14 protein-coding genes and 1 pseudogene are annotated in these 21,718 nt (G+C 65.0%); 8 read left to right on the top strand and 7 right to left on the bottom strand.

The features are described 5' to 3' along the window. Positions 1–139 precede the first annotated feature (139 nt). The 3 genes from CK620_RS09210 (at position 140) to CK620_RS09200 (ending at position 9,266) form a co-directional block, all read left to right on the top strand. The gene (locus CK620_RS09210; protein ID WP_238946083.1) at positions 140–7,033 is read left to right on the top strand and encodes a response regulator; all 6,894 of its coding nucleotides are present in this window, start codon (positions 140–142) and stop codon (positions 7,031–7,033) included. Positions 7,034–7,044: 11 nt separating this feature from the next. Next, entirely contained in the window at positions 7,045–7,503 is a 459-nt protein-coding gene (locus CK620_RS09205) for a DUF1841 family protein (protein ID WP_095550130.1), read from the top strand. A gap of 821 nt (positions 7,504–8,324) precedes the next feature. Next, a complete protein-coding gene (locus CK620_RS09200) occupies positions 8,325–9,266 on the top strand; it encodes a CysB family HTH-type transcriptional regulator (RefSeq protein WP_095550049.1) in 942 nt (313 codons plus the stop codon). Positions 9,267–9,347: 81 nt separating this feature from the next. Here CK620_RS09200 and CK620_RS09195 read toward each other — a convergent pair whose 3' ends face one another. From CK620_RS09195 to CK620_RS09165, 7 genes and pseudogenes are all read right to left on the bottom strand, one after another. Beyond that, positions 9,348–10,166, bottom strand: a complete 819-nt coding sequence (locus tag CK620_RS09195) for an ABC transporter ATP-binding protein (protein ID WP_095550048.1) — start codon at positions 10,164–10,166, stop codon at positions 9,348–9,350. 89 nt (positions 10,167–10,255) lie between these two features. Then, positions 10,256–10,642 (bottom strand): annotated as a pseudogene (locus CK620_RS09190) (ABC transporter ATP-binding protein C-terminal domain-containing protein); the annotation flags it as partial. Positions 10,643–10,796: 154 nt separating this feature from the next. Beyond that, entirely contained in the window at positions 10,797–11,348 is a 552-nt protein-coding gene (locus CK620_RS09185; protein ID WP_179290615.1) for a retropepsin-like aspartic protease family protein, read from the bottom strand. A 42-nt stretch (positions 11,349–11,390) separates the two neighbouring features. Further along, a complete protein-coding gene (locus CK620_RS09180; protein ID WP_095550046.1) occupies positions 11,391–11,840 on the bottom strand; it encodes an NUDIX domain-containing protein in 450 nt (149 codons plus the stop codon). Next, positions 11,840–12,838 carry an ATP-binding protein gene (locus CK620_RS09175; RefSeq protein ID WP_095550045.1) on the bottom strand — a complete coding sequence of 333 codons (999 nt, stop codon included), beginning with the start codon at positions 12,836–12,838 and terminating at the stop codon, positions 11,840–11,842. Before CK620_RS09175 ends, CK620_RS09180 begins: the two co-directional genes overlap by 1 nt. Then, complete coding sequence (argJ, locus tag CK620_RS09170) at positions 12,835–14,082, bottom strand: bifunctional glutamate N-acetyltransferase/amino-acid acetyltransferase ArgJ (protein WP_095550044.1); 1,248 nt, start codon at positions 14,080–14,082, stop codon at positions 12,835–12,837. The genes CK620_RS09175 and argJ overlap by 4 nt, the downstream gene beginning before the upstream one ends. A gap of 142 nt (positions 14,083–14,224) precedes the next feature. Beyond that, positions 14,225–15,109: a LysR family transcriptional regulator gene (locus tag CK620_RS09165; protein WP_095550128.1), complete on the bottom strand. Its 885-nt coding sequence runs from the start codon at positions 15,107–15,109 to the stop codon at positions 14,225–14,227. Positions 15,110–15,217: 108 nt separating this feature from the next. Between CK620_RS09165 and CK620_RS14330 the strand changes: the two genes are divergently transcribed. The 5 genes from CK620_RS14330 to lon all read left to right on the top strand — a co-directional run bounded on the left by CK620_RS14330 (position 15,218) and on the right by lon (position 21,710). Continuing rightward, positions 15,218–15,871, top strand: coding sequence for a hypothetical protein (locus CK620_RS14330; protein ID WP_238946082.1), 654 nt, complete (start codon positions 15,218–15,220; stop codon positions 15,869–15,871). Continuing rightward, positions 15,868–16,104 (top strand): DUF2798 domain-containing protein, encoded by a 237-nt coding sequence (locus CK620_RS09155; protein ID WP_095542143.1) that lies wholly within the window; start codon positions 15,868–15,870, stop codon positions 16,102–16,104. Before CK620_RS14330 ends, CK620_RS09155 begins: the two co-directional genes overlap by 4 nt. Positions 16,105–16,215: 111 nt before the next feature. Further along, entirely contained in the window at positions 16,216–18,096 is a 1,881-nt protein-coding gene (locus CK620_RS09150) for a glutamine--tRNA ligase/YqeY domain fusion protein (protein WP_095550043.1), read from the top strand. Between the two features lie 200 nt (positions 18,097–18,296). Further along, positions 18,297–19,148: a symmetrical bis(5'-nucleosyl)-tetraphosphatase gene (locus CK620_RS09145; protein WP_095550042.1), complete on the top strand. Its 852-nt coding sequence runs from the start codon at positions 18,297–18,299 to the stop codon at positions 19,146–19,148. A 93-nt stretch (positions 19,149–19,241) separates the two neighbouring features. After that, positions 19,242–21,710 carry an endopeptidase La gene (lon, locus tag CK620_RS09140; RefSeq protein WP_095550041.1) on the top strand — a complete coding sequence of 823 codons (2,469 nt, stop codon included), beginning with the start codon at positions 19,242–19,244 and terminating at the stop codon, positions 21,708–21,710. The last annotated feature ends 8 nt before the right edge of the window (positions 21,711–21,718 follow it).

Here is a 21,718-nt window from a genome sequence, read left to right as displayed (position 1 = left end):
ATGCTGTGCACAGGCTACATCCATGTTGACGCTGTATCAGCCGCAGCGGACTGGGGGGAGGCGGAACACCACCGCAGGGTAGTGGCTCCGGGCTGATGCGTCGCAGGCCGCATAGCAGATCAGTATTTAGGGACAGACCATGAACACGACAACGCAACACACCGATACCGCCATCAAAGGGCAGGATCTGGGACCATTGGCGTGGGTGCTGACGGAGCTGCGTCAAACATATGGGCAGGCCATTGAATACCTGCAGGGCTTTGCAACGCGCGTGGGTGACCCGGCGCAGAGCGAGGCCTTGGCCGAGCAGGTGGGCGATCTGGCGCAGGCCAAGAATCTGATCCACCAGACCTGTGGCGCCCTGGAAATGGTGGGCGCCTTTATCCCCGCCTTCGTGTTGCGCCAGTGCGAATATGCCGTGGCCAAAATGGTGCAGCGCCCTGAATCGTGCTCGCCGCAGGCCGTGGCCGCACTGCATCGCGCAGGCATGGCCGTGGGCGAGTATCTGGAAAGCCTGCTGCTCGATGCCAGTCTTTCCCCTGTGCTGCTGTTTCCAGCCTATCGCGATGTGCATGCACTCACCGGCGCCACGCCGCCGGCCAGCCCGGCCGATCTGTGGCATCTGGAAGGCGACTTGCGCGAGCCAGAGCTGCCCTTGCCAGCCAAGGCAATTGAGCCCAGCGCGCAGGTGCGCCAGCGCTTGGACCGCGCCATCTTGTCGCTGGTGCAGAACCAGCGCCTGCGGCAAAGCGGCCATGATCTGGTGCAGCTGTGCCTGGGGCTGGCGGCGAACAATCACGATTTTCGCGAGCGCACCTTCTGGAAGGTGGCTGCAGGCTTTTTCGAGGGGCTGGAGCAGCGCCTGATCAACAACGACGTCTACGTGCGTCGTGCAGCCACCCGGGTGCTGGTGCAGTACGCCTCGCTGGCCAGCAAGAGCGATACCCAGATCACGGCGCGCTGGATGCAGGATCTGCTGTTCTTCTGCGCCCAGGCGCAGAACGTGCAGCAAGACAAATCTCCGGTACTGTATGCCGTGCGCGAGGCCTTTGGGCTGGCCGAGCAAGCGCATGTGGATTACGCCAACAATGTCTTCAGCCTGCTGTCGCCGCAACAGAAAAAAGAGCTGGTGCAGCAACTCAAGGCGCTGGCCGAGGACTGGAGCGCAGTGGTCGAGGGTGGGGACAATCCTTTGCAGGCCACCGCAGCCCATTTGCAGGCCTTCAGTCAGCAAATGCTGGAGTATTTGCCGGAGATGTCGGGCCTGTTGCAGACGCTGCAGCAAATCGTTGCAGCGCTGATTGCCAAGCAGCGCAAGCCGGCGCCGGAGCTGGCCATGGAGGTGGCCACCACCATCCTCTACCTGCAGGCCATGCTGGAGGATGTGCGCATTCGCGCCACGCAATTGCCCGAGCGCATGCAGGAGCTGACGCAGCGGCTGCGCAATGCGGCCAGCCAGGGTCACAGTGAGCCGCTGCCGGCGTGGATGGAAGACTTGTACACGCGCGTCAGCGATGGCGAAACCATCGGTAGCGTCGTAGGCGAGCTGCGCGCGCACTTGACGGAAGCTGAAAATTACATTGACCAATTCTTCCGTGATCCCAGCAACACCACCCCGCTCAAAGATGCGCCGGGCATTCTCTCGCGCGCCCGCGGGGTGCTGGCTGTGCTGGGGCTGACGCCAGCGACCAAGGCCATCCAGCAAATCAACAAGGACATCCAGCAATTGATGGAGGCATCCGAGCAAGACGGTGTGCTTGCGTCGAATGCATCTGATGAACGCTTTGAAAAGATCGGTAGCAACCTGGGGGCCTTGAGTCTGCAGGTGGACATGCTGGCCTACCAGCCCACGCTGGCCAAGGAATTGTTCGTCTTCGACGAGAAGGCCCAGCGCCTACAACCGCTCATGGGGCGCCTCAAGGTGTACGAAATCGGCGGGCGCGACATTTTCGAGCATGTGCAGGAATCGGCCCGAGCCGCCGCCGCTGCGGGCACCGTGGCCACCGAGGGCGATGCACCGCAGGAGGAGCAGGTGCAAGGCCCCTCGTCCGGCCCTGACACCGAGCTGGATCTGCGCGACGCCTTTGCCAGCCCCACTGAACTGGCCTCGGCCATGCCCGAGGCAGCACCAGAAGCGACCACCGCGCCCCAGCAGCCCGGGCCGCTGACGGATGCCCCGCTGGAGGGGCTGGGCGCCACCCAGGCGGCCCCGGCCCAGTCACAGCCGGACAACGCCATTGACGACGAGCTGCTGGACGTGTTCCTGGAAGAAGCGCACGAGGTGCTGGACAACGGCCGTCAATCGTTGGCGCAGCTGGCCAATGCTCCGCAGGACGTGGAGCAGCAAACCATTTTGCGTCGCGCCTTCCACACCCTCAAGGGCAGCTCGCGCATGGTCGGGCTGGAGACATTTGGCGAAGCCGCCTGGGCCATGGAACAGGTCATGAACGGCTGGCTGGCCGAGCAGAAGCCCTTCAATCCGGAGCTGCACCAGCTTTGTTCTGAAGCGTTGGAGGTCATGGCCCAGTGGGTGCAGGCCATTGCTGCGCGCGCCGATACCTCGGCATGGCATTCGACGGCGTTCGAGCAATCGGCCCAGGCCATGCGCAGCACCGGCGCTTACGTCCCATTGCAGCCGGCCGGCCTGGCGCAGGAAGGCGCCACACAAGCCCAAGCGCTGCCTGCTGCCGATTCGAGCACGGCTGAAGCGCCGCAGGCGCAGCCAGACATGGGCCTGGCCGAAGCCCTGGATATGGCCGACCAGCCAGAGGCTGTGGCCGAGCAGCTTGAGCCAGCCCAGCAGGCTGTTTCCGAGGACGCTCAAGCGCCTGCCAAGACCATGGAATGGGACATGGATGCGTTGGCCCTGGATCTGCAGCCTTTCGATGATGCGGCCGCTAGTGCCGTTGACAGCGCCCAGGGAGATGCCAAAACCCCAGCGTTTGCAGAGGTGGGTGCCGAAGAGAGCGACTGGACATCGGGCCTGCAATCAGAGCTGCAGCCCATCGAGGCCAGCCCGATGGCAGACGATGCGCAGGCGCCCCAAGCTCAGGCAGGTGAAGACGCTGCTGTGGCCCAGGAAATCAGTGATTCCCGCTTGGCTGAGGCCTTCATGGAGCTGGACAAGGATTGGGCTTCGCTGGAGCCCAAGGCCGAGCCTGAGGCCGAAGCTGTGCAAGCCAGCGCCGCACCGGACTTCAGCGCCGAGGACGACAATCACCTGGTCAACGCCATCCTGGCCCTGGATGGCGTGGAGCCGTCGCAGTCGGAAGAACTCTCGTGGGATGTTGACGAGGCATCACTAGACCAGGTCGGCAGCGAAACATGCCGGCAAGGTTTGCCAGAACTCGAAGAAGAGAAAATCGAGCAGCCACTGCAACAACCGGAGCAAGTGGCGCAGGAGTCGCTGGCCCAGGACGATGAAGCCTTGCTCGCGGCCCTGGTGCAGCAGGATGCGCCGCTTGAGGCGCAGCGGGCGGTAGACGCGCCGCCAGAGCTTGACATCCCCGATGAGGCACAGGCCGAATCGTTGGCCAGCATGGTGTTCGATGCGCCGCTGGATTGGCAAGCCCCTGCTGCCGAGCCCTCCGCCGAGCCCGTGGCCGATAGCAGCGCCGCCGGCGAGGAGGACATCGAAGCCACCGAGGCGCCAACGCAACAGCCCGGTGACTTGCAGGCTACGGAAACCCTGCTCGATGAGCTCGACAGCAGCATATCCGTCTCGCAGGAGGATGCCGAGCGCTGGGGCATCGGCTTCAAGGACACAGAAATCGTCGATCCCGCCCAGAACGCGCGCAACCTGGCCGACGAAAAGGCCGATGAGCACGTGCAGCACATTGACTTCAGCGGCGATGCCGCACTGCTGAGCGATCTGGATGCCCTGGTTACCTCCATGCAAGAGCTGCCGCAGTTGGAGCCAGTGCAGCCGATGCTGCAGCAGCCTGGCGAGTCGAGCGTACCCGAGCAAAGCCAGGAGGCGGCCCTGCCCGCCGCAGCGCCTGCAGCCTCGGTGCAGCAAATGGCCCGTACCGCCAAGGAATACATCGATTTGGGCCAGCAGAATGAGGCCACGCACTGGATGCTGCAGGCCCTGCAGCTGACCCAGGAACTGGATGCGGAGTTGGCCGCTTGGGCAAGCCATCCAGGGGGGCACCTGTTGTCTCCGCGCGTGGTGGGCAAAGGCAACCGCCTGGCGGCCACGGGCTCCCTGTTCAAGACCGATGCCAGCTTCGGTCAGCTGCTGCAGCAGATTGCAACGCATCTGGCCCAGTTGAGTGTGCATGGCGCCCCCAACCGGGAATGGGTGCGCAGTGTGCTTTCCAATAGCTTGCAGGCCGTGCAGGTTGCACTGGATGAAATTGCCGCAGGCGTGGGCAATGGCACGATAGCGCCGCAAGAGTTTGAGCGCCTCGATGAACTGGAGTGGGGCGGTGACACTGCGCGGAGCGCGCCGGCCGCAGCCCCGACTTCCGAGCCTGCCGCCATGCAGCCTGCGCCTCAGCCGGTCGAAACGCCAGCGCCAATGGCTGACCGCGTGGATCCGGATCTTTTCCCGATCTTCGAGGAAGAAGCCATCGAATTGCTGCCGCGCCTGATTGGCGCACTGCGCCGTTGGTCGGGCGAGCCGCAATCGTTCGAGGCGCGCAGTGAGGCCTTGCGCGTGCTGCACACCCTCAAAGGCAGCTCACGCCTGGCCGGGGCGCGCCAGATCGGTGAAATGGCGCACCGCTTCGAGTCGGAAATCGAAGTGCTGGAAGCCCGCGCTGAGAGCGCTGAGGCCATCGTCGCGCTGCTGGCGCGCTACGATGAATTGCAGGACGCGTTCGATGTGCTGCGCCAGTCGGCCATGGGCCAGTTGCATGGGACTGGCACGCCCGCTGCGGTGGTGGCCCAGCCGGTGCAGCCGGCAGCGGGCAAGGTCGAGGATGTGACCGGACCAGAGCACCGCATTGCCGATCCCCAAAGCCCGGCAATCCCCTCTTGGCAGGCCTCGGAGCATGGCGCGCTGCCCGCAAGCGCGCAGGACAAGGCGGCGGCCCAAGGGCAGCCATCAGCGGGCCGGCCCGCTGCCAGCGAACGCCTGGCGGCACCCTATGCGCTGACGCTGGGCGCCTCCTTCGGTGATCGCCTGCCTGGGCCCACGCCGCTGGTCATTCAGCCCAACACCAAGCGCCATCAGTTGGTGCGCGTGCGCAGCACGCACATCGACCGGCTCATCAACCAAGCCGGTGAAATCCAGATCTCGCGCAGCCGGGCCGAATCGCGCCTGCGCCAACTCAACGCAGCGCTGGAAGGCATGACGGTGGATCTCGATCGCCTGCGCCAGCAGTTGCGTGAGCTTGAGGGCCAGACCGAGTCGCAAATGCAATCGCGCCTGGCGCTGGGCAAGGAAAGCGCCAACTTTGACCCGCTGGAGCTTGACCGCTTCACCCGCGTGCAGGAGCTCACGCGCATGATGGCTGAAACCGTCAACGACGTGGCCACCGTGCAGCGCACTTTGCAGGCGGCCATGGTCGGCACCGAGGACGACCTGGTGGCGCAAGAGCGCAAGGGCCGCGAGCTGCAGCGCGACTTGCTGCACACGCGCATGGTGGAGTTCGACAGCGTGGCCGAACGCCTGCACGCCGTGGTGCGCCAGGCCAGCGCCGATACCGGAAAACAGGCCGAGCTGGTGATTGAAAACGGCTCCATTGAAATGGACCGCGTGCTGCTCGAGCGCATGATGGGCAGCTTCGAGCACATTCTGCGCAACTGCGTGGACCACGGCATTGAGGCGCCGGCCGAGCGTGAGCAGCGCGGCAAGGCGCGCATGGGGCGAGTGACCCTGACGGTCAGCCACGAAGGCAACGACGTGGCGATCACCTTCAAGGACGATGGCGCGGGTCTGGATCTGAAAGCCATTCAGCGCAAGGCCATTGAACGCGGCCTGCTGGGCCAGGGCCAAATCATCTCGGACAAGGAAATTGCCGGCCTGATCTTCATGCCCGGCCTGACCACGGCGCAAGGGCTGACGGGCATTTCCGGCCGGGGCATCGGCATGGACGTGGTGCGTGTGGATGTCAGCTCCCTGGGGGGGCGCATCGAAACCAGCACCGAGCAAGGCCAGGGCACGACCTTCCGCCTGATCATGCCGCTGACGACCGCCGTTACCCAGGTCATGCTGGTACGCGCTGGCACGATGACGGTGGGCATGCCCGCCAACCTGGTGGATGGCATCGAGCGCGTGCGCCACGACGAACTGATGCGCGGCTACCAGCGCGGCAAGATCGAGATTGATGGCAAGCGCGTGCAGTTCTACTGGTCTGGCGCCATGCTGCATTACAGCCCACGCTCCAAGGAGCTGGACAACAAGGTCTACCCCGTGGTGCTGGTGCGCAGCGCCGCGCAGGTGGTGGCCGTGCACGTGGACGAGGTGCTGGGCAACCAGGAAGTGGTGGTGAAGAACTTGGGGCCGCAGCTCTCGGCCCTGCCGGGCTTGGCGGGCATGTCGGTGCTGGCCTCGGGCGCCGTGCTGCTGATCTACAACTTCATCGCCTTGGCCAGCGTATACGGCGCGGCTGCGCAAGCGCTGCAGCGTGAGGATGCGCAAGCTGCCGAGCAGCAACTGGCAGGCGCAGGCCTGTTGCACAGCGAGCAAGATGGTGAGGCGCAAACCCCGCTGGTGCTGGTGGTGGACGACTCCATCACAGTGCGCCGCGTCACCCAGCGCCTGCTCAAGCGCGAAGGCTACCGCGTGGCCCTGGCCGCCAATGGTGCGCAGGCACTGGAAATGCTGCAAGGCGAGCGGCCCATCGTCGTGCTGTCGGACATTGAAATGCCACAGATGGACGGCTTCGAGCTGCTGGAGCACATCCGTGCCGATGCCCGCATTGCCGATCTGCCAGTCATCATCATCACTTCGCGTACGGCACAAAAACACCGCGAACATGCCATTGAATTGGGCGCCAACCACTACCTGGGCAAGCCCTATTCGGATGCCGAACTGCTCGCCCTGGTGGGCCAGTATGCGGATGCCATGCAAATGCAAAGCTGAGCACCGCCATGCTGTTCAATCCCACGCAGGAGCAGGTGCGCCGCTTTTTCTGCGGCGTGTACGCCAAAAGCCAGGCTGGTGAGCCCCTGGAGGCCATCGAAACCCTGGCTGCCCTGTGGATTGCCGAGCATCCCGAGTACCACGCAGACCTGGCCGATGTCGAGGTCGCCATCGCGCGCAGCTACGACGTGGCCCGCGACGGGCGCAGCAACCCCTTTCTGCACCTGTCCATGCACCTGTCCATCAGCGAGCAATGCAGCATCGACCAGCCCGCAGGCATTCGCCAGGCTGTAGAGCTGCTGGCCAGCCGCATGGACTCCTTGCACGAGGCCCATCACGAAGTCATGGATTGCTTGCAGGACATGCTGTGGCAAAGCCAAGTCAGTCGCCTACCTCCAGACGCCGCAGCCTATGTACAAGCCGTTCAGCGGCGCGCGACGCGCCGGCTCGGGCAGAATCTTCCACGTTAGAACAAGGGCCTTAGCCGACAGCCAATGGCTGTGCATCACCTTAAATTGCCAGTGCCAAATGCCATCGTGCGCTGCCAGGCTGAGAGCCCACCCATACAAAAGCCGCATTGCACATCGGTTGGCGGCGGCATGAACCAAGCAGCGGCCCCTGCCGGCCCGGCCAGCGTTCAGGCGCAGCAAAAGCAATGGCGGAATGTTCAACACGATGCATTTATCCTCATACAAAAAAAGGATTTTGTTGAACAGTTGACAATTTGTTGTTGTTCTGCAAGAATCACTCGAACGGGTTTGAAGTGTGTTCCCTTAGCTAAGAAGGCGCTTCGATACGAATCGACAAGGCTTGTCTGCTCTGCCCTCATCGGTAGCGGAACTTTAAGTTCTGTACGGAGTCGATGGAAAGCGGCAGGCTTTCGATGATTGTTTTTGGCTGCGAGGCTTCCAGGCAACGCCTGGCTGACGACTCCCTTGGTGCTTCTCCTCCCTCACTCTCTATCTTCACCCTGGGTAGCCTCGCAGCCTTTTCTTTTCCGTTGAGCGCGCTTTCGAGCGCGCTTTTTTGTGCCTGCGCTGTCTGTGGCAAGGGTTTGCACGCACTACCATTGCATCTCTCAATCAAAGCATTGCGACCGTCATACATGCCGGCCTTGGCAGCCGATGTCTGTGTTCACTGCGTCTGCCATTTTTGTTGAAAAACTGAGGTCACAAGCCCTGAAATGGTCTTCACGCGGCGCACAGCCTGAAATCAGTCGCATGCGCCTCGCTTGAATTGGGCGCTTTGAGTACAGCTTTCATTCTTGGCACACGACGTGTAGGGCTTGCGTATGAATCTCCACCAATTTCGTTTTGTTCAAGAAGCGGTTCGGCGCAATTTGAATCTGACTGAAGCGGCCAAGGCTTTGCACACTTCGCAGCCCGGTGTTTCCAAGGCCATCATCGAGTTGGAAGATGAACTTGGGATTGAGATATTCGCGCGCCATGGCAAGCGACTCAAGCGTGTGACTGAGCCTGGCCGGCATGTGCTTGCCAGCATCGAGATCATTTTGCGTGAGGTGGGCAATCTCAAACGTATCGGTAAGGATTTCAGCACGCAAGACTCGGGCACGCTGCGCATTGCCACCACCCATACGCAGGCGCGCTACGTTTTGCCTGAGCCAGTGGCGCGCTTCCGTGCGCAATTTCCCAAAGTCAACATCAGTCTGCACCAGGCTACGCCGCACGAAGTGGCCAGCCTGATCTTGAATGAAGCGGTGGACATCGGCATGGCAACCGAATCGCTGGCCGATTATGAAGATTTGGTCACTATGCCCTGTTATGAGTGGCAGCATGTGCTGATTTTTCCGCCCCAGCACCCGTTGGCGCATAAGCCGCGCATCACGCTGGAAGATATTGCCAGTGAACCATTGATTACCTATCACCCATCATTTACCGGTCGTGGTCGCATTGACCGCGCATTTGCGCGCCGCAATCTCAAGCCCAACATTGTGTTAGAGGCCATTGATTCGGATGTGATTCGCACCTATGTTAGCCTGGGTTTGGGCGTGGGCATCGTGGCAGAAATGGCCGTACAGGGTGAGTTGCTGGGACACCTGCAAGCCCGGCCGATGGGGGATTTGCTTGGCATGAACATGGCGCGGGTGGCATTCAAAAAGGGGGCATACTTGCGCCAATTCGTTTATCGCTTTGCCGAGCTCATCAGCCCACGCTTGAGTCGTGAGCAGGTCCAGCTGGCCATGAGTGGGCGCGAGAGCGATTACGAGCTGTAGTCAAAGGGCGCTCTTTGGGGCGTAGCTCTTGTCCTGATCGGTTGTGGCTTGCCATGCTTGGCGGGCCCACACGCTCGCTATTCAAAGAGCGGCAGGCTGGCCGATGCTGGCGGCCGAGACTTGCTTTTTGCCCAGATAGGCTTCGATGACTTGCGGGTGGTTGGCCACTTCCTGCGCCGGGCCGTGCAGGGTGATGGCGCCCAGCTCCAGCACGTAGGCGTAGCGGGCGGCGCGCAGGGCGGCGCGGGAGTTTTGTTCCACCAGCAAGATGCCCAGGCCCTGGGCGCGCAGGTCTTCGATGATGGCAAAGACTTCGTTCATGATTTTGGGCGCCAGGCCCAGCGATGGCTCGTCGAGCATGAGCGCGCGCGGGCGGCTCATGAGCGCGCGGCCGATGACGAGCATTTGCCGCTCGCCGCCGGACATGGTGCCCGCAGGCTGCTTGCGCCGCTCTTTCAGGCGCGGGAACAGGGCAAAGATCTCTTGCAGCAGGGCTTGGCGCTGGGCCGCGCCCTGGTGGCGCAGCAGGTAGCTGCCGAGGATGAGGTTGTCCTCCACGCTCATGCTGGCAAACAGCTCGCGCGTCTCGGGCACCAGCGCCAGGCCGCGTTTGACGCGCTGCTCCAGCGGCAGGGCCGAGACATCCTGCCCGGCAATGCGCACCGTGCCGCTGGCGTTGCCGTTGGCGGGCAGGCAGCCCATGAGGGCGTTGAGCAGCGAGGATTTGCCCGCGCCGTTGGGGCCGATGACACACACCAGCTCGCCCTGGCCCAGTTGCAGCTGGGCGCCCAACAAGGCGGCGCTTTTGCCGTAGCGCACGTGCAGGTTCTCCACGGCCAGCAACGGCGCGGCGGATACGGCTGGCGCGGCGGGTGTGGGGGCTTGGTGGGCGTGGCTCATGCGCTGGCTCCTTCTGGGCGGCTGGCGGTTGGGGTGGCGGTGGCTGCTGCGTCGGCTTGGGGGCTTTCCGGGGCGGTTTCCCCGTCGATCTCCACGCCGCCGAGGTAGGCGCGCAGCACGGCGGGGTCGTTGCGGATCTCCTCGGGCTTGCCTTGGGCGATGCGGCTGCCGAATTCCATGACGACGATGCGGTCCATCAGGCCCATGATGAAGTCCATGTCGTGCTCGACGATGAGCACGGCCATGCCTTCGCTGCGCAACTGCGTCAGCAGCCGCGCCAGGGCTTGCTTTTCTTGCAGGCGCAGGCCGGCGGCAGGCTCGTCCAGCAGCAACAGCATGGGGTCGGTGCACAGGGCGCGGGCGATTTCCACAATGCGTTGCTGGCCCAGGGCCAGGCTGCCCGCGCTTTGGTGCATCACGTCTTGCAGGCCCACGCGCTGGATTTGCCAGGCGGCCAGGCCCAGCAGGGCAGCTTCCTACAGCTATATCCTGGCCGAGTCGAATGTGGGCGCAAATCTTCCGGAAAGCGTGCGGGCCGAGCGGCGCAGCGCGGTAGAGCGGATTTTGCTGGTGCCGCCAGCGGCGTGACATACCAGCCTGCTGGGCGCAAACTGCAACGCAAGCCTGCTGCTACGGCGCCGGCTGGCGCGGGCGCAGCACCATGGTGCTGCCCTCCATGGTGACGTGGAAATGCCGCAGCGCGTTCTGGCCGAGCAGGGCCGCCTCGCCCCGGCCCATGTTCAGGCCGGTGCCGATTTCGACGTTTTCCAGCGTGAAGTGGCCCAGGCGCAGGCTGGCGGCGCGCACCACGCGCCCTTGCCGGGTGCCGTTGGCGGTGCTGAAGGTGGTCTGGCGCCCGCCGTGCAGTTGGGCGGCTTCGGCCAGCGCGTCGCTGACTGAGACCAGGCTGGCGCCGGTGTCGACCATGAATTGGACTGGCGCGCCGTTGATGGAGCCTTGTATGTAGAAGTGGCCATCGCGGTGCCGGGGCAGCTGCAGGGCAGCGCCGCCATCGGCGCTTGTGATCTGGACGGACGGGGCTGGCGCCAGCAGCCTGTCCATCAGCAGGTACATGGCGCCGATGACGAGCATCCACGCCAGCCAGATCATCCAGGGCCGTAGCCGCGCCGGGGCGCTGCGCGGCGGCCTGCCGAGCTCAGGTGGAGGGTTTTGGGTGGGCATGCGGGCCATGGCTTTGCGGGTGCGTGGCGGCGTTGCAGGTGTTCAGCTGGTTTCTTGCGCCAGCGCATCGAGCACCGGATAGGCGCCGGGCAGGATGGGCGCAACGCTGGGCGGCAGCGATTGCCAGGCAATTTGCTGGCCTTCGCGCATCTGGAATTGGCCGCGCCATTGGCGCACTTTGCACCAGTGCAGGCGCACCTGCGCGTGTTCGTAGTCGTGCTCCGTGGTGCGCCAGATTTGCACTGGGCCGATGTGGATGCCCAGCTCTTCCTCGAATTCGCGCCGCAATGCCTGTTCGACGCTTTCGCCAGGTTCGATTTTTCCGCCAGGGAATTCCCAATATCCGGCATAGGGCTTGCCGGCCGGGCGGGTGCCGAGCAAAAAGCGTTGGTTGGCGCCCTGGCCTTGCAGCAGGATGCCGACGGCCACTTCGACGCGGGCGGCAGGTTGGGGCGCAGGCGCAGGGTTGTGTGTTGGGCGGTTGTCGTGCATCAGCGTGGCTTTTGGCTGCTGGCGCGCCGGGCCGGCTTGGCGCTTGGCGCGCTCTGGGTGTTCGAGGCGCTGCGCCCGACTTTGGCGCTCTGGCTTTTGGGGGCGGCTTTGCGCTTGGGCTTGGCCAGGCCGTGGCGGCCAACGTAGTCGCGGGCGAATTGCCAGGCCACGCGGCCGCTGCGCGAGCCGCGCTCCAGCGCCCAGACCAGGGCCTGCTGGCGCGCCTGGGGCAATTGTTTGGCCGGGCAACCCAGTTGGCGCAGCCACAGCTCGGCAATGGCCAGGTATTCGTCCTGGCTGAAGGGGTAGAAGCTCAGCCACAGGCCAAAGCGCTCGGAGAGGGATATTTTTTCCTCCACGGCCTCGCCGGGGTGGATTTCGCCGTCCTCGCTGCGTTGGCCGCGCAGGTTGTCGGCCATGGTTTCGGGCAGCAGGTGTCGGCGGTTGCTGGTGGCGTAGACCAGCACATTGGGCGTGGCTGCGGCGATGGAGCCGTCCAGGATGGACTTGAGCTCCTTGTAGCCGCGCTCGCCTTCGTCGAAGCTCAGGTCGTCGCAATAGACGATGAAGCGCCAGGGCGCTGCAGCCAGGATGGCCACGATGTCGGGCAGATCGACCAGATCGCTTTTGTCCACCTCGACCAGGCGCAGCCCCTGCTGGGCAAATTGCGCCAGGCAGGCGCGCACCAGCGAGGATTTGCCGGTGCCGCGCGCGCCGGTGAGCAAGACATTGTTGGCCGGCTGGCCGGCCATGAACTGGCGCGTGTTGGCCAGCAGGCGCTCTTTCTGATCGCCCACTTCCAACAGATCGTCAAAGCGCATCAGCGCCAGGTGCTGCACGGCCTCGAGCACGCCGCCGCCGCTGGCCTGACGGCGGTAGCGCCAGGCCAGGGCGCTGCCCCAATCCTCGGGCGCTTGCAGCGGGCGGGGCAGGATGGCGTCGAGCCGGTCGAGCAAGCGCTCGGCCTTTTGCAGCACGTGCAGGAATTGTTCGTTCATGAGCGGTAGTCGGCGTTGATGCTGACGTAGTCGTGACTGAAGTCGCAGGTCCAGACCGTGTCTTCGGCCTGGCCGCGGCCCAGATCCACGTGCACGGTGATGTCGCTTTGCTGCATGACGCGCTGGCCATCTTCCTCGCGGTATTCGGCGCGGCGCCCGCCGTCCTGCACCACGTGCACATCGCCCAGGTGCATGGCGATGCGGTTTTGATCCAGGTCGGCAATGCCGGCGTAGCCCACTGCCGCCAGGATGCGACCCAGGTTCGGGTCGCTGGCGAAGAAGGCCGTCTTCACCAGGGGCGAATGGGCAATGGCATAGGCCACCTGTGCGCACTCGGCGCGGGTCTTGCCGCCGCTCACGCGCACGGTGATGAACTTGGTGGCGCCCTCGCCATCGCGCACGATGGCTTGCGCCAGCTGCTGGGCTACGCTGCGCAGCGCTGCATACAGGGCCTGGCCGTCGGCGTCGTCCAGCGTCTGCACCGGCGTGTTGTCCGCCTGGTGCGTGGCCACCAGCATCATGCTGTCGTTGGTGGAGGTGTCGCCATCGACGGTGATGCGGTTGAATGACTCGTCGGCCAGCTGCCGCGCCAGCGGCTGCAGCAGCGCCGGGGCGATGGCGGCATCGGTGGCGATGAAGCCCAGCATGGTGGCCATGTTCGGGCGGATCATGCCCGCGCCCTTGCTGATGCCGGTGACGTGGATGGTCTTGCCACCCACCACGGCCTTGGCGCTGGCGGCCTTGGGCACGGTGTCGGTGGTCATGATGCCTTGCGCCGCCTCCAGCCAGGCCGCGGGGCTGGCAGCCTCGGGCTGGCGGGTTTTTTCCAGCAGCGCTGGCAGCGCGGCCTCAATGCGCGGCAGCGGCAGCGGCTCCATGATGACGCCGGTGGAAAACGGCAGCACCTGCTCGGGCGCGACGCCCAGCAATTGCGCCGCCGCCGCCGCCGTGGCCTGCGCCGCTGCGAGGCCGGGCGCGCCCGTGCCGGCGTTGGCATTGCCGGTGTTGATGATGAAGGCGCGAATCGGCTGGCCCGCCGCCAGGTGCTGCTGGCAGACCTGCACCGGCGCGGCGCAGTAGCGGTTCTGCGTGAACACGCCGGCCACGCTGCTGGCCTCGTGCAGCACAAAGGCCGTCAAATCCTTGCGCTGCGCCTTGCGGATGCCAGCCTCGGTCACGGCAATGCGCACGCCGGCAATGGCCAGCAGATCATCGGCCTGGGGGACATTCAAATTCACGGGCACAGGGCTTACCTCATCAAGAAAAACCGCCATTGATCTGGCAAAGTGGCCATTATCTGGCAGAAGCGCTGCCCGGCTGGCCCGAGTGGCGAGCCAGAGTCCACCAAGCCGCCGCCGCTGGCGCCATGGCCTGTGCATCCATGGCTTACCCCTCAAGATTGCTGCTGGAGAGCGCCTGCACCAGAAAATCCGCCACGGCGCGCACCTTGGGCGAGCGGCGCACATCCTCATGCATGACGAGGTACAGGGCTTGTTCATACCTTTCCGGCTGCGCGGCATGCAGGGCGACGGCGGTCAGATCCCGATCTTCGGCCACGCTGTCCACGGGCAGCAGGCCAACGCCCAGACCGGCGGCAATGCCTTGCCCAATCAGTTCGAAATCATTGCAGGCCAGCAGCACCTGGCCGTTGCCGATGGTGTCCTGCGCCCAACGGCTCAGGCGGTTGTGGGTGGAGAGCGTGAGAAAGCGCCAATCGCCTCGCGCCGTGCGGTGCAGATAGGCGGCGCTGGCATAAAAGCCGAAATGCAACTGACGCAGGCGGCGCACCACCAGGTCAGGGGCTTCGGGGCGTTGCAGGCGCAGCGCGATATCGGCCTGGCGCTGGTGCAGATCGTGCAGCTCGGCGCTGCTTTGCAGCTGCAGGGCAATGCCTGGCTGCGTGGCGTAAAAGCGCGCCAGCCTTGGCAGCAGCAGCCAGCGCAGCACCACCGGCGGCGCCGTCACGGTCACTTTGGTGATGGCTTGCCGCTGCCCATGCGCCAGGCGCTGCAAGGCCCGCATGTCCTTGGCCAGCTCCCGCGCATGGGCGTACAGGCGCTGGCCTTCTTCGGTGAGCCAATAGCGCTTGCCGATGCGGTCGAACAAGCGCAGGCCCAGGCAGGCCTCCAGCTGCGCCACCCGGCGCGACACCGTGCTGTGCTGCACATCCAAGGCCTCTGCGGCGGCCGTGAGGGTTTCCTGCTCCACCAGGGTGACGAAATGCCGGACATCGTTCCAGTCCAGCCCAGTGGTGGGCAAATCGGCGGGCATGTGGTTCACTGCGAAAAAATCATCAACGATTGCCAATTTAACTTGTTTTATTTGAAAAACGATCACTGCACACTGCCCTGCGTGTTTCATGACTGCGGAGGCTGAACGATGAAAAAACCTTGGTTTTGTTGGGCGGCGGGCCTGTGCCTGGCCTGCCAAGTGGCGGCAGATGCGCCCGCAAGCCCCGTGGCTTGCGGCCTGCATGCCGTGCCCGATGCCTACACACCGGCCATGCAAGGATTTGTGGCGTCCTTTGTGCCTGAGGGCCATCACGAAGTGCTGCGGCGCTGCGTGTCGGTCGATGGTGAAAGCGCCGAGCTGATTCGCTGGCAGGCACAGCCGTCCCTTGCACTGGGCGGCGAGCATGTCAGCCTGCTGTGGTCGCCCAAGGGCCATCTGCAAGGCTTTGCCGACATGCGCCTGCCAGACGCCGATGCCCCATTGCCCGGCAGGGCTCAGGCCCAGGCGGTGGCCGAGGCTTTTTTGCAGGCCCATGCCCCTGATTTACTGGGCAAGCGCGAGCTGCACTGGATCAGGCCGCACGATGAAACCGTGCTCAAGGGCGGCCAGCCGCACAAGCTGCGCGGCATGAAGGTGAAGATGCGCAACCGCAGCGATGGGCGCTGGTTCTGGGTCATCGTCGGTGCGCAGGGCCGGCCCATTGTGTTCGAGCGCGACATCGTGTGGCTGAATTTCCCCGGCAAGCGACAAACGGAAAAATGGCTGCATGACGATTGGCTGTCGCAGCGGGGGCAGCCATGAAGAAGTTGCCGAAGAATTACGCAGGCATTGCCTTTTCCTTCTACGCCTCGGCCATCATGGTGCTGATCGTCAGCGGCGTGCTGGTGGCGCTCAACACCGGCGTGGATGCGGCCTATCTGGCGCGCCTGGGCCGCTCCTACCTCATCACCTGGCCGATTGCCTTCATCAGCCTGCTGGCGGTGCGCCCGCTGGTGGTGAAGCTGGTGGCCTGGACGACCGGCAGCGGGCCATGAAAAGCCGGCATGGCGCCTGGCGGCGAGCAGCGCCACGGCCTGGTGCCTGGGCGAAATTTCGCTCCCTCGCCAGGCGCGGCAACGCGGGCGCCGTCCCTACAATCGGCGCCTATGAACACATCCACTACCCCTGAAAGCGCTGCGCCCGTGCAGAACGAGGGCGCAGAGGCCAAACCCAGCAACTTTCTGCGCCAGGCCATTGAGCACGATCTGGCGCAAGGCACCTACGCCCAGCGCCGCTGGGGCGGCAGCCCGGGCGATGGCGCGCACCATGCGGCAGGCATGGCCGATCCAGCGCCGGTGCGCATGCGCTTTCCGCCCGAGCCCAACGGCTATTTGCACCTGGGCCATGCCAAAAGCATCTGGCTGAACTTCTCGCTGGCACAGGCCTACGGCGGCGCTTGCCACCTGCGCTTTGACGACACCAACCCCGAGAAGGAAGAGCAGGAATACGTCGATTCCATCCGCGAGCTGGTGCAGTGGCTGGGCTACGACACCGGCTATGCCGACGTGCCCGGCCAGCCCGGCGTGGTGCAGCCGCATGTGTATTACGCCAGCGATTATTTCGACTTCATGTACCGTGCCGCCGAGTACCTGATCGAAGCCGGGCACGCCTACGTGGACGAGCAAACGCCCGAGCAAATGCGCGCCAACCGCGGCGACTTTGGCACGCCTGGCGTCAACAGCCCCTGGCGCGACCGCAGCCCGGCCGAGAACCTGGCGCGCTTTCGCGAGATGCGCAATGGCCAGCACCCCGATGGCAGCATGGTGCTGCGCGCCAAGATCGACATGGCCAGCCCCAACATCAACATGCGCGACCCGGCCATCTACCGCATCCGCCGCGCCACCCACCACAACACGGGCGACAAATGGTGCATTTACCCCATGTACACCTTTGCCCACCCCATCGAGGACGCGCTGGAGCAAATCACCCACAGCTTTTGCACGCTGGAGTTTGAAGACCAGCGCCCGTTCTACGACTGGCTGCTTGAGCGCCTCTGTGAAGGCGGCCTGCTGCAAAGTCCCCCGCCGCGCCAGTACGAATTTGCGCGCCTGAACCTCACCCACGTCATCACCAGCAAGCGCCGCCTGCGCCAGTTGGTGGAAGAAGGCCACGTGGACGGCTGGGACGACCCGCGCATGCCCACCCTGGCCGGGCTGCGCCGGCGCGGCTACACGCCCGAGGCGCTCAAGCTCTTTTGCGAGCGCTCGGGCATCTCCAAGGCCGGCGGCTGGATCGACTACTCCGCGCTGGAAGGCGCGCTGCGCGATGTGCTCGACCCCATCGCCCCGCGCGCCCTGGCCGTGCTCGATCCGCTCAAGCTCGAACTCACCAACTGGGACGCCCTCTTTGGCGCGGGCCACCTGGAGCCTTGCCAGGCCCCGCTGAACCCGCACGACGAGGCCGCTGGCCAGCGCCAGTTCACCCTCGGGCGCGAGAGCTGGATCGAGCGCGAAGACTTCATGGCCGTGCCCAGCAAAGGCTTTCGCCGCCTGTACCCGCCGCACACCGGCGGCGACGGCCAGCCCAAGGAAGGCAACAAAGTGCGCCTCAAATACGGCTACGTCGTGCAATGCACCGGCTTTGAGCAAGACGCCAATGGCCGCGTCACCAAAGTGCTGGCCGAAGTCATCCCCGACACCAAGAGCGGCACGCCCGGCGCGGACAGCGTCAAGGTCAAGGGCGTGATCGGCTGGGTGGGTGCGCACGACGGCGCAGCGGCCGAGTTCCGCCTGTACGAGCGCCTGTTCCAGGCCGAGCACCCCGGCCAGGCCGAGCTGGCCGAGGAGCTCAACCCGCACAGCCTGCACGTGGCCCACGGCTACGTGGAAGCCGGGTTGCGCCAGGCCCTGCAGGCCGAAGGCGCCGAGCCCCGGCCCTGGCAGTTCGAGCGCCTGGGCTACTTCGTGCGCGATCGCCACAGCCCGGCCGATGCGCCCGTGCTGGTGCTCAACCGCGCCTGCGGCCTCAAGGACGGCTGGAAGGCCTGAGAACCTGTTCAAAATCTCTGCGCGGTGTGCAATCAAGCGGATTTGGGCGGTCTGCCGCGTTGCAAAGCCTCGCCATAGCCCCAGCTATGGCTGCGTTTTGCGCCTTGCAGCCCATCCCAAACCGCTTCTTGCCCACTCGCACTGAGACTTTGAACAGGTTCTGAGGGCCTGATCTGCCCAATCAATAAGGACACGAGCCCATGGCGATTTATTGCATCGGTGACATCCAGGGCTGCGACAGCGCCCTGCAGCGGCTGCTGGATCAGGCCGGCTTTTCCCCCAGCCGCGACCATGCCTATCTGCTGGGCGATCTGGTCAACCGTGGCCCCGAATCGGCCGCCGTGCTGCGCCGCTGCATGGCCGCCGATGGGGCCATCTCGGCCATCCTCGGCAACCACGACCTGCACCTGCTGGCGCGGCACTACAAGGCGCGCAAGAAAAACAAGCGCGACACCCTGGGCCAGGTGCTCAAGGCCCCCGATGCCCAGGCCATGCTGCACTGGCTGCGCCACCAGCCGCTGGCGCGCTGGGTGGACAGCCTGGACGAGCCGTTGCTGCTGGTGCACGCCGGCGTGCTGCCGCAGTGGACGGCCCGGCAGGCGCTGGCGCTGGCCGCCGAGGTCGAGGCCGTGCTGCGCGACGAGCCCCGCTGCATCGACTTCATGCACAGCATGTATGGCAACACCCCCGATGTGTGGGACGATGCCCTGCAAGGCGCCGACCGGCTGCGCGCCATCGTCAATGCGCTGACGCGGTTGCGCTTTTGCACGCTGCGCGAGGGGCGCATGGACTTCAGCAGCAGCGAAAGCGCCGCCCACGCGCCCGAGGACTGCGTGCCCTGGTTCGACGTGCCCTGGCGCGCCAGCGCCGATACCATGATCGCCTTTGGCCACTGGTCCACGCTGGGCCTGCAGGACCGCGACAAGGTGCTGGCGCTGGATACCGGCTGCGTCTGGGGCGGCTGCCTGAGCGCCATGCGCTTTGGCTGCGCCAGCCTGGCGCAGCGCGAGCTGCTGCAGGTGCGCTGCGAGGCCGCGCAGACCCCAGGCTGAACCGACCGGGCCAGCCGCCGCAAAGCGCTTGAAACAGGCCACAATGCCCTTATGTGCAGCCCACTTGCCCTTTGGGCTGCGTGAAGGAATGCCATGACCGACCAAACCAATCCCCTGTCCGTTGACGACCAGACCCCTGGTGAAGACACCCTGCCGCTGCTGCCGCTGCGGGATGTGGTCGTGTTCCCCGGCATGGTGGTGCCGCTGTTCGTTGGCCGGGCCAAGAGCATCAAGGCGCTGGAGCTGGCCATGGGCCAGCAGCGGCGCATCGTGCTGGTGTCGCAGAAATCGGCCTCGCTGGATGAGCCCAAGGCCGAAGACCTGTTCGAGATTGGCTGCACTGCGGGCATCGTGCAAATGCTCAAGCTGCCCGATGGCACCGTGAAGGTGCTGGTCGAGGGGCAGGAGCGCGTGCGCCTGCACGACGTGACCGAGCTCGAATCGCACTTCCAGGCCCAGGCCAGCGTGCTGCGCGCCGATGCGCCCCAGGCGCCGCAGCAGGAGCTCGAAGCCCTGCGCCGCGCCGTGATGCAGCAGTTCGAGCAGTACGCCAAGCTCAACAAGAAAATCCCGCAGGACATTGCCGCCTCCATCGCCGGAATCGACGACGCCAGCCGCCTGGCCGACACCATCATGGCGCACCTGCCGGCCAAGCTCGAAGCCAAGCAGGCCCTGCTCGAAACCCTGGACGTGGGCCAGCGCCTGGAGGCGCTGCTGCAGCAGCTCAATGCCGAAGTGGACATCCTGCAGATCGACAAGCGCATCCGCAGCCGCGTCAAGCGCCAGATGGAGAAGAACCAGCGCGACTTCTACCTCAACGAGCAGGTCAAGGCCATCCAGAAGGAGCTGGGCGAGGGCGAGGACGGAGCCGACATCGAGGAGCTGGAGAAGAAACTCGACAGCGCCAAGATGAGCGCCGAGGCGCGCAAGAAGGCCGAGGCCGAGCTGAAAAAGCTCAAGCTCATGTCGCCCATGTCGGCCGAGGCCTCGGTGGTGCGCAATTACCTGGACGTGCTCGCTGGCCTGCCCTGGTCCAAGAAGACCAAGATCAAGAAAAACCTGCAGCTGGCCGAGAAGATCCTCAACGAGGACCACTACGGCCTGGAGAAGGTCAAGGAGCGCATCCTGGAGCACCTGGCCGTGCAGCAGCGCGTGGACAAGGTCAAGTCGCCCATTCTCTGCCTGGTGGGCCCGCCCGGCGTGGGCAAAACCTCGCTGGGCCAGTCCATCGCCAAGGCCACGGGCCGCAAGTACGTGCGCATGGCCCTGGGCGGCATGCGCGACGAGGCCGAAATCCGCGGCCACCGCCGCACCTACATCGGCGCCATGCCCGGCAAGATCCTGCAAAACCTCAGCAAGGTCGGCACGCGCAACCCGCTGTTTTTGCTCGACGAGATCGACAAGCTCGGCGCCGACTTCCGCGGCGATCCCTCCAGCGCGCTGCTGGAAGTGCTCGATCCGGAGCAGAACAACAGCTTCTCCGACCACTACGCCGAGGTCGATTTCGACCTCTCGGACGTGATGTTCGTGGCCACCTCCAACAGCATGAACATCCCGCCGGCGCTGCTCGACCGCATGGAAGTCATCCGCCTCTCGGGCTACACCGAGGACGAGAAATTCCACATCGCCCAGCGCTACCTGCTGCCCAAGCAGGTCAAGAACAACGGCATCCAGCCCGGCGAGCTGGAGGTGAGCGAAGCCGCCATCCGCGACATCGTGCGCTACTACACGCGCGAGGCCGGCGTGCGTTCGCTCGAACGCGAAATCTCGCGCATTTGCCGCAAGGCCGTCAAAGGCATCCAGCTCAAGCAGATGCAAGCGCCCGTGCAGGTCACGGCACAGAACCTGGCCGAGTTCCTGGGCGTGCGCAAGTTCACCTACGGCCGCGCCGAGAAGGACGACCAGATCGGCCAGGTCGTCGGTCTGGCCTGGACCGAAGTCGGCGGCGACTTGCTGACCATCGAGGCCCAGACCATGCCCGGCAAGGGCAACGTCACGCGCACCGGTTCACTGGGCGACGTGATGAAGGAATCGGTCGAGGCCGCGCGCACCGTGGTGCGCAGCCGCGCGCTGCAGCTGGGCATTGCGCCGCAGGTGTTCGAGAAAAAGGACATCCACATCCACGTGCCCGATGGCGCCACGCCCAAGGATGGCCCCAGCGCTGGCGCGGCCATGGCCACGGCCTTCGTCTCGGCGCTGACGGGCATCCCGGTGCGCGCCGACGTGGCCATGACCGGTGAGATCACGCTGCGCGGCGAGGTCACCATCATCGGCGGCTTGAAGGAAAAGCTGCTGGCTGCGCTGCGCGGCGGCATCAAGACGGTGCTGATCCCCGAGGAGAACGTCAAGGATTTGCAGGAAATCCCCGAGAACGTGAAGAACGGCCTGGAGATCATCCCGGTCAAGTGGTTCGATCAGGTGTTGCAGCACGCCCTGGTGCGCCAGCCCACGCCGCTGTCCGAGGACGAGGTGGCCGCCGCCGCCGCATTGCCAGCCACGGCCAGCGCGGCGGCCGAGCAGGGCGCGGCCGGCGGCGGGATGATCGACATCGTCTCGCACTGAGTGTCGAT

This window comes from Vandammella animalimorsus (genome assembly GCF_002285285.1).
Classification (GTDB): Bacteria; Pseudomonadota; Gammaproteobacteria; order Burkholderiales; family Burkholderiaceae_C; genus Lampropedia; species Lampropedia animalimorsus.
Note: the sequence above shows the minus strand (reverse complement) of the source record. Positions and strands in the feature narration are given on the sequence as shown.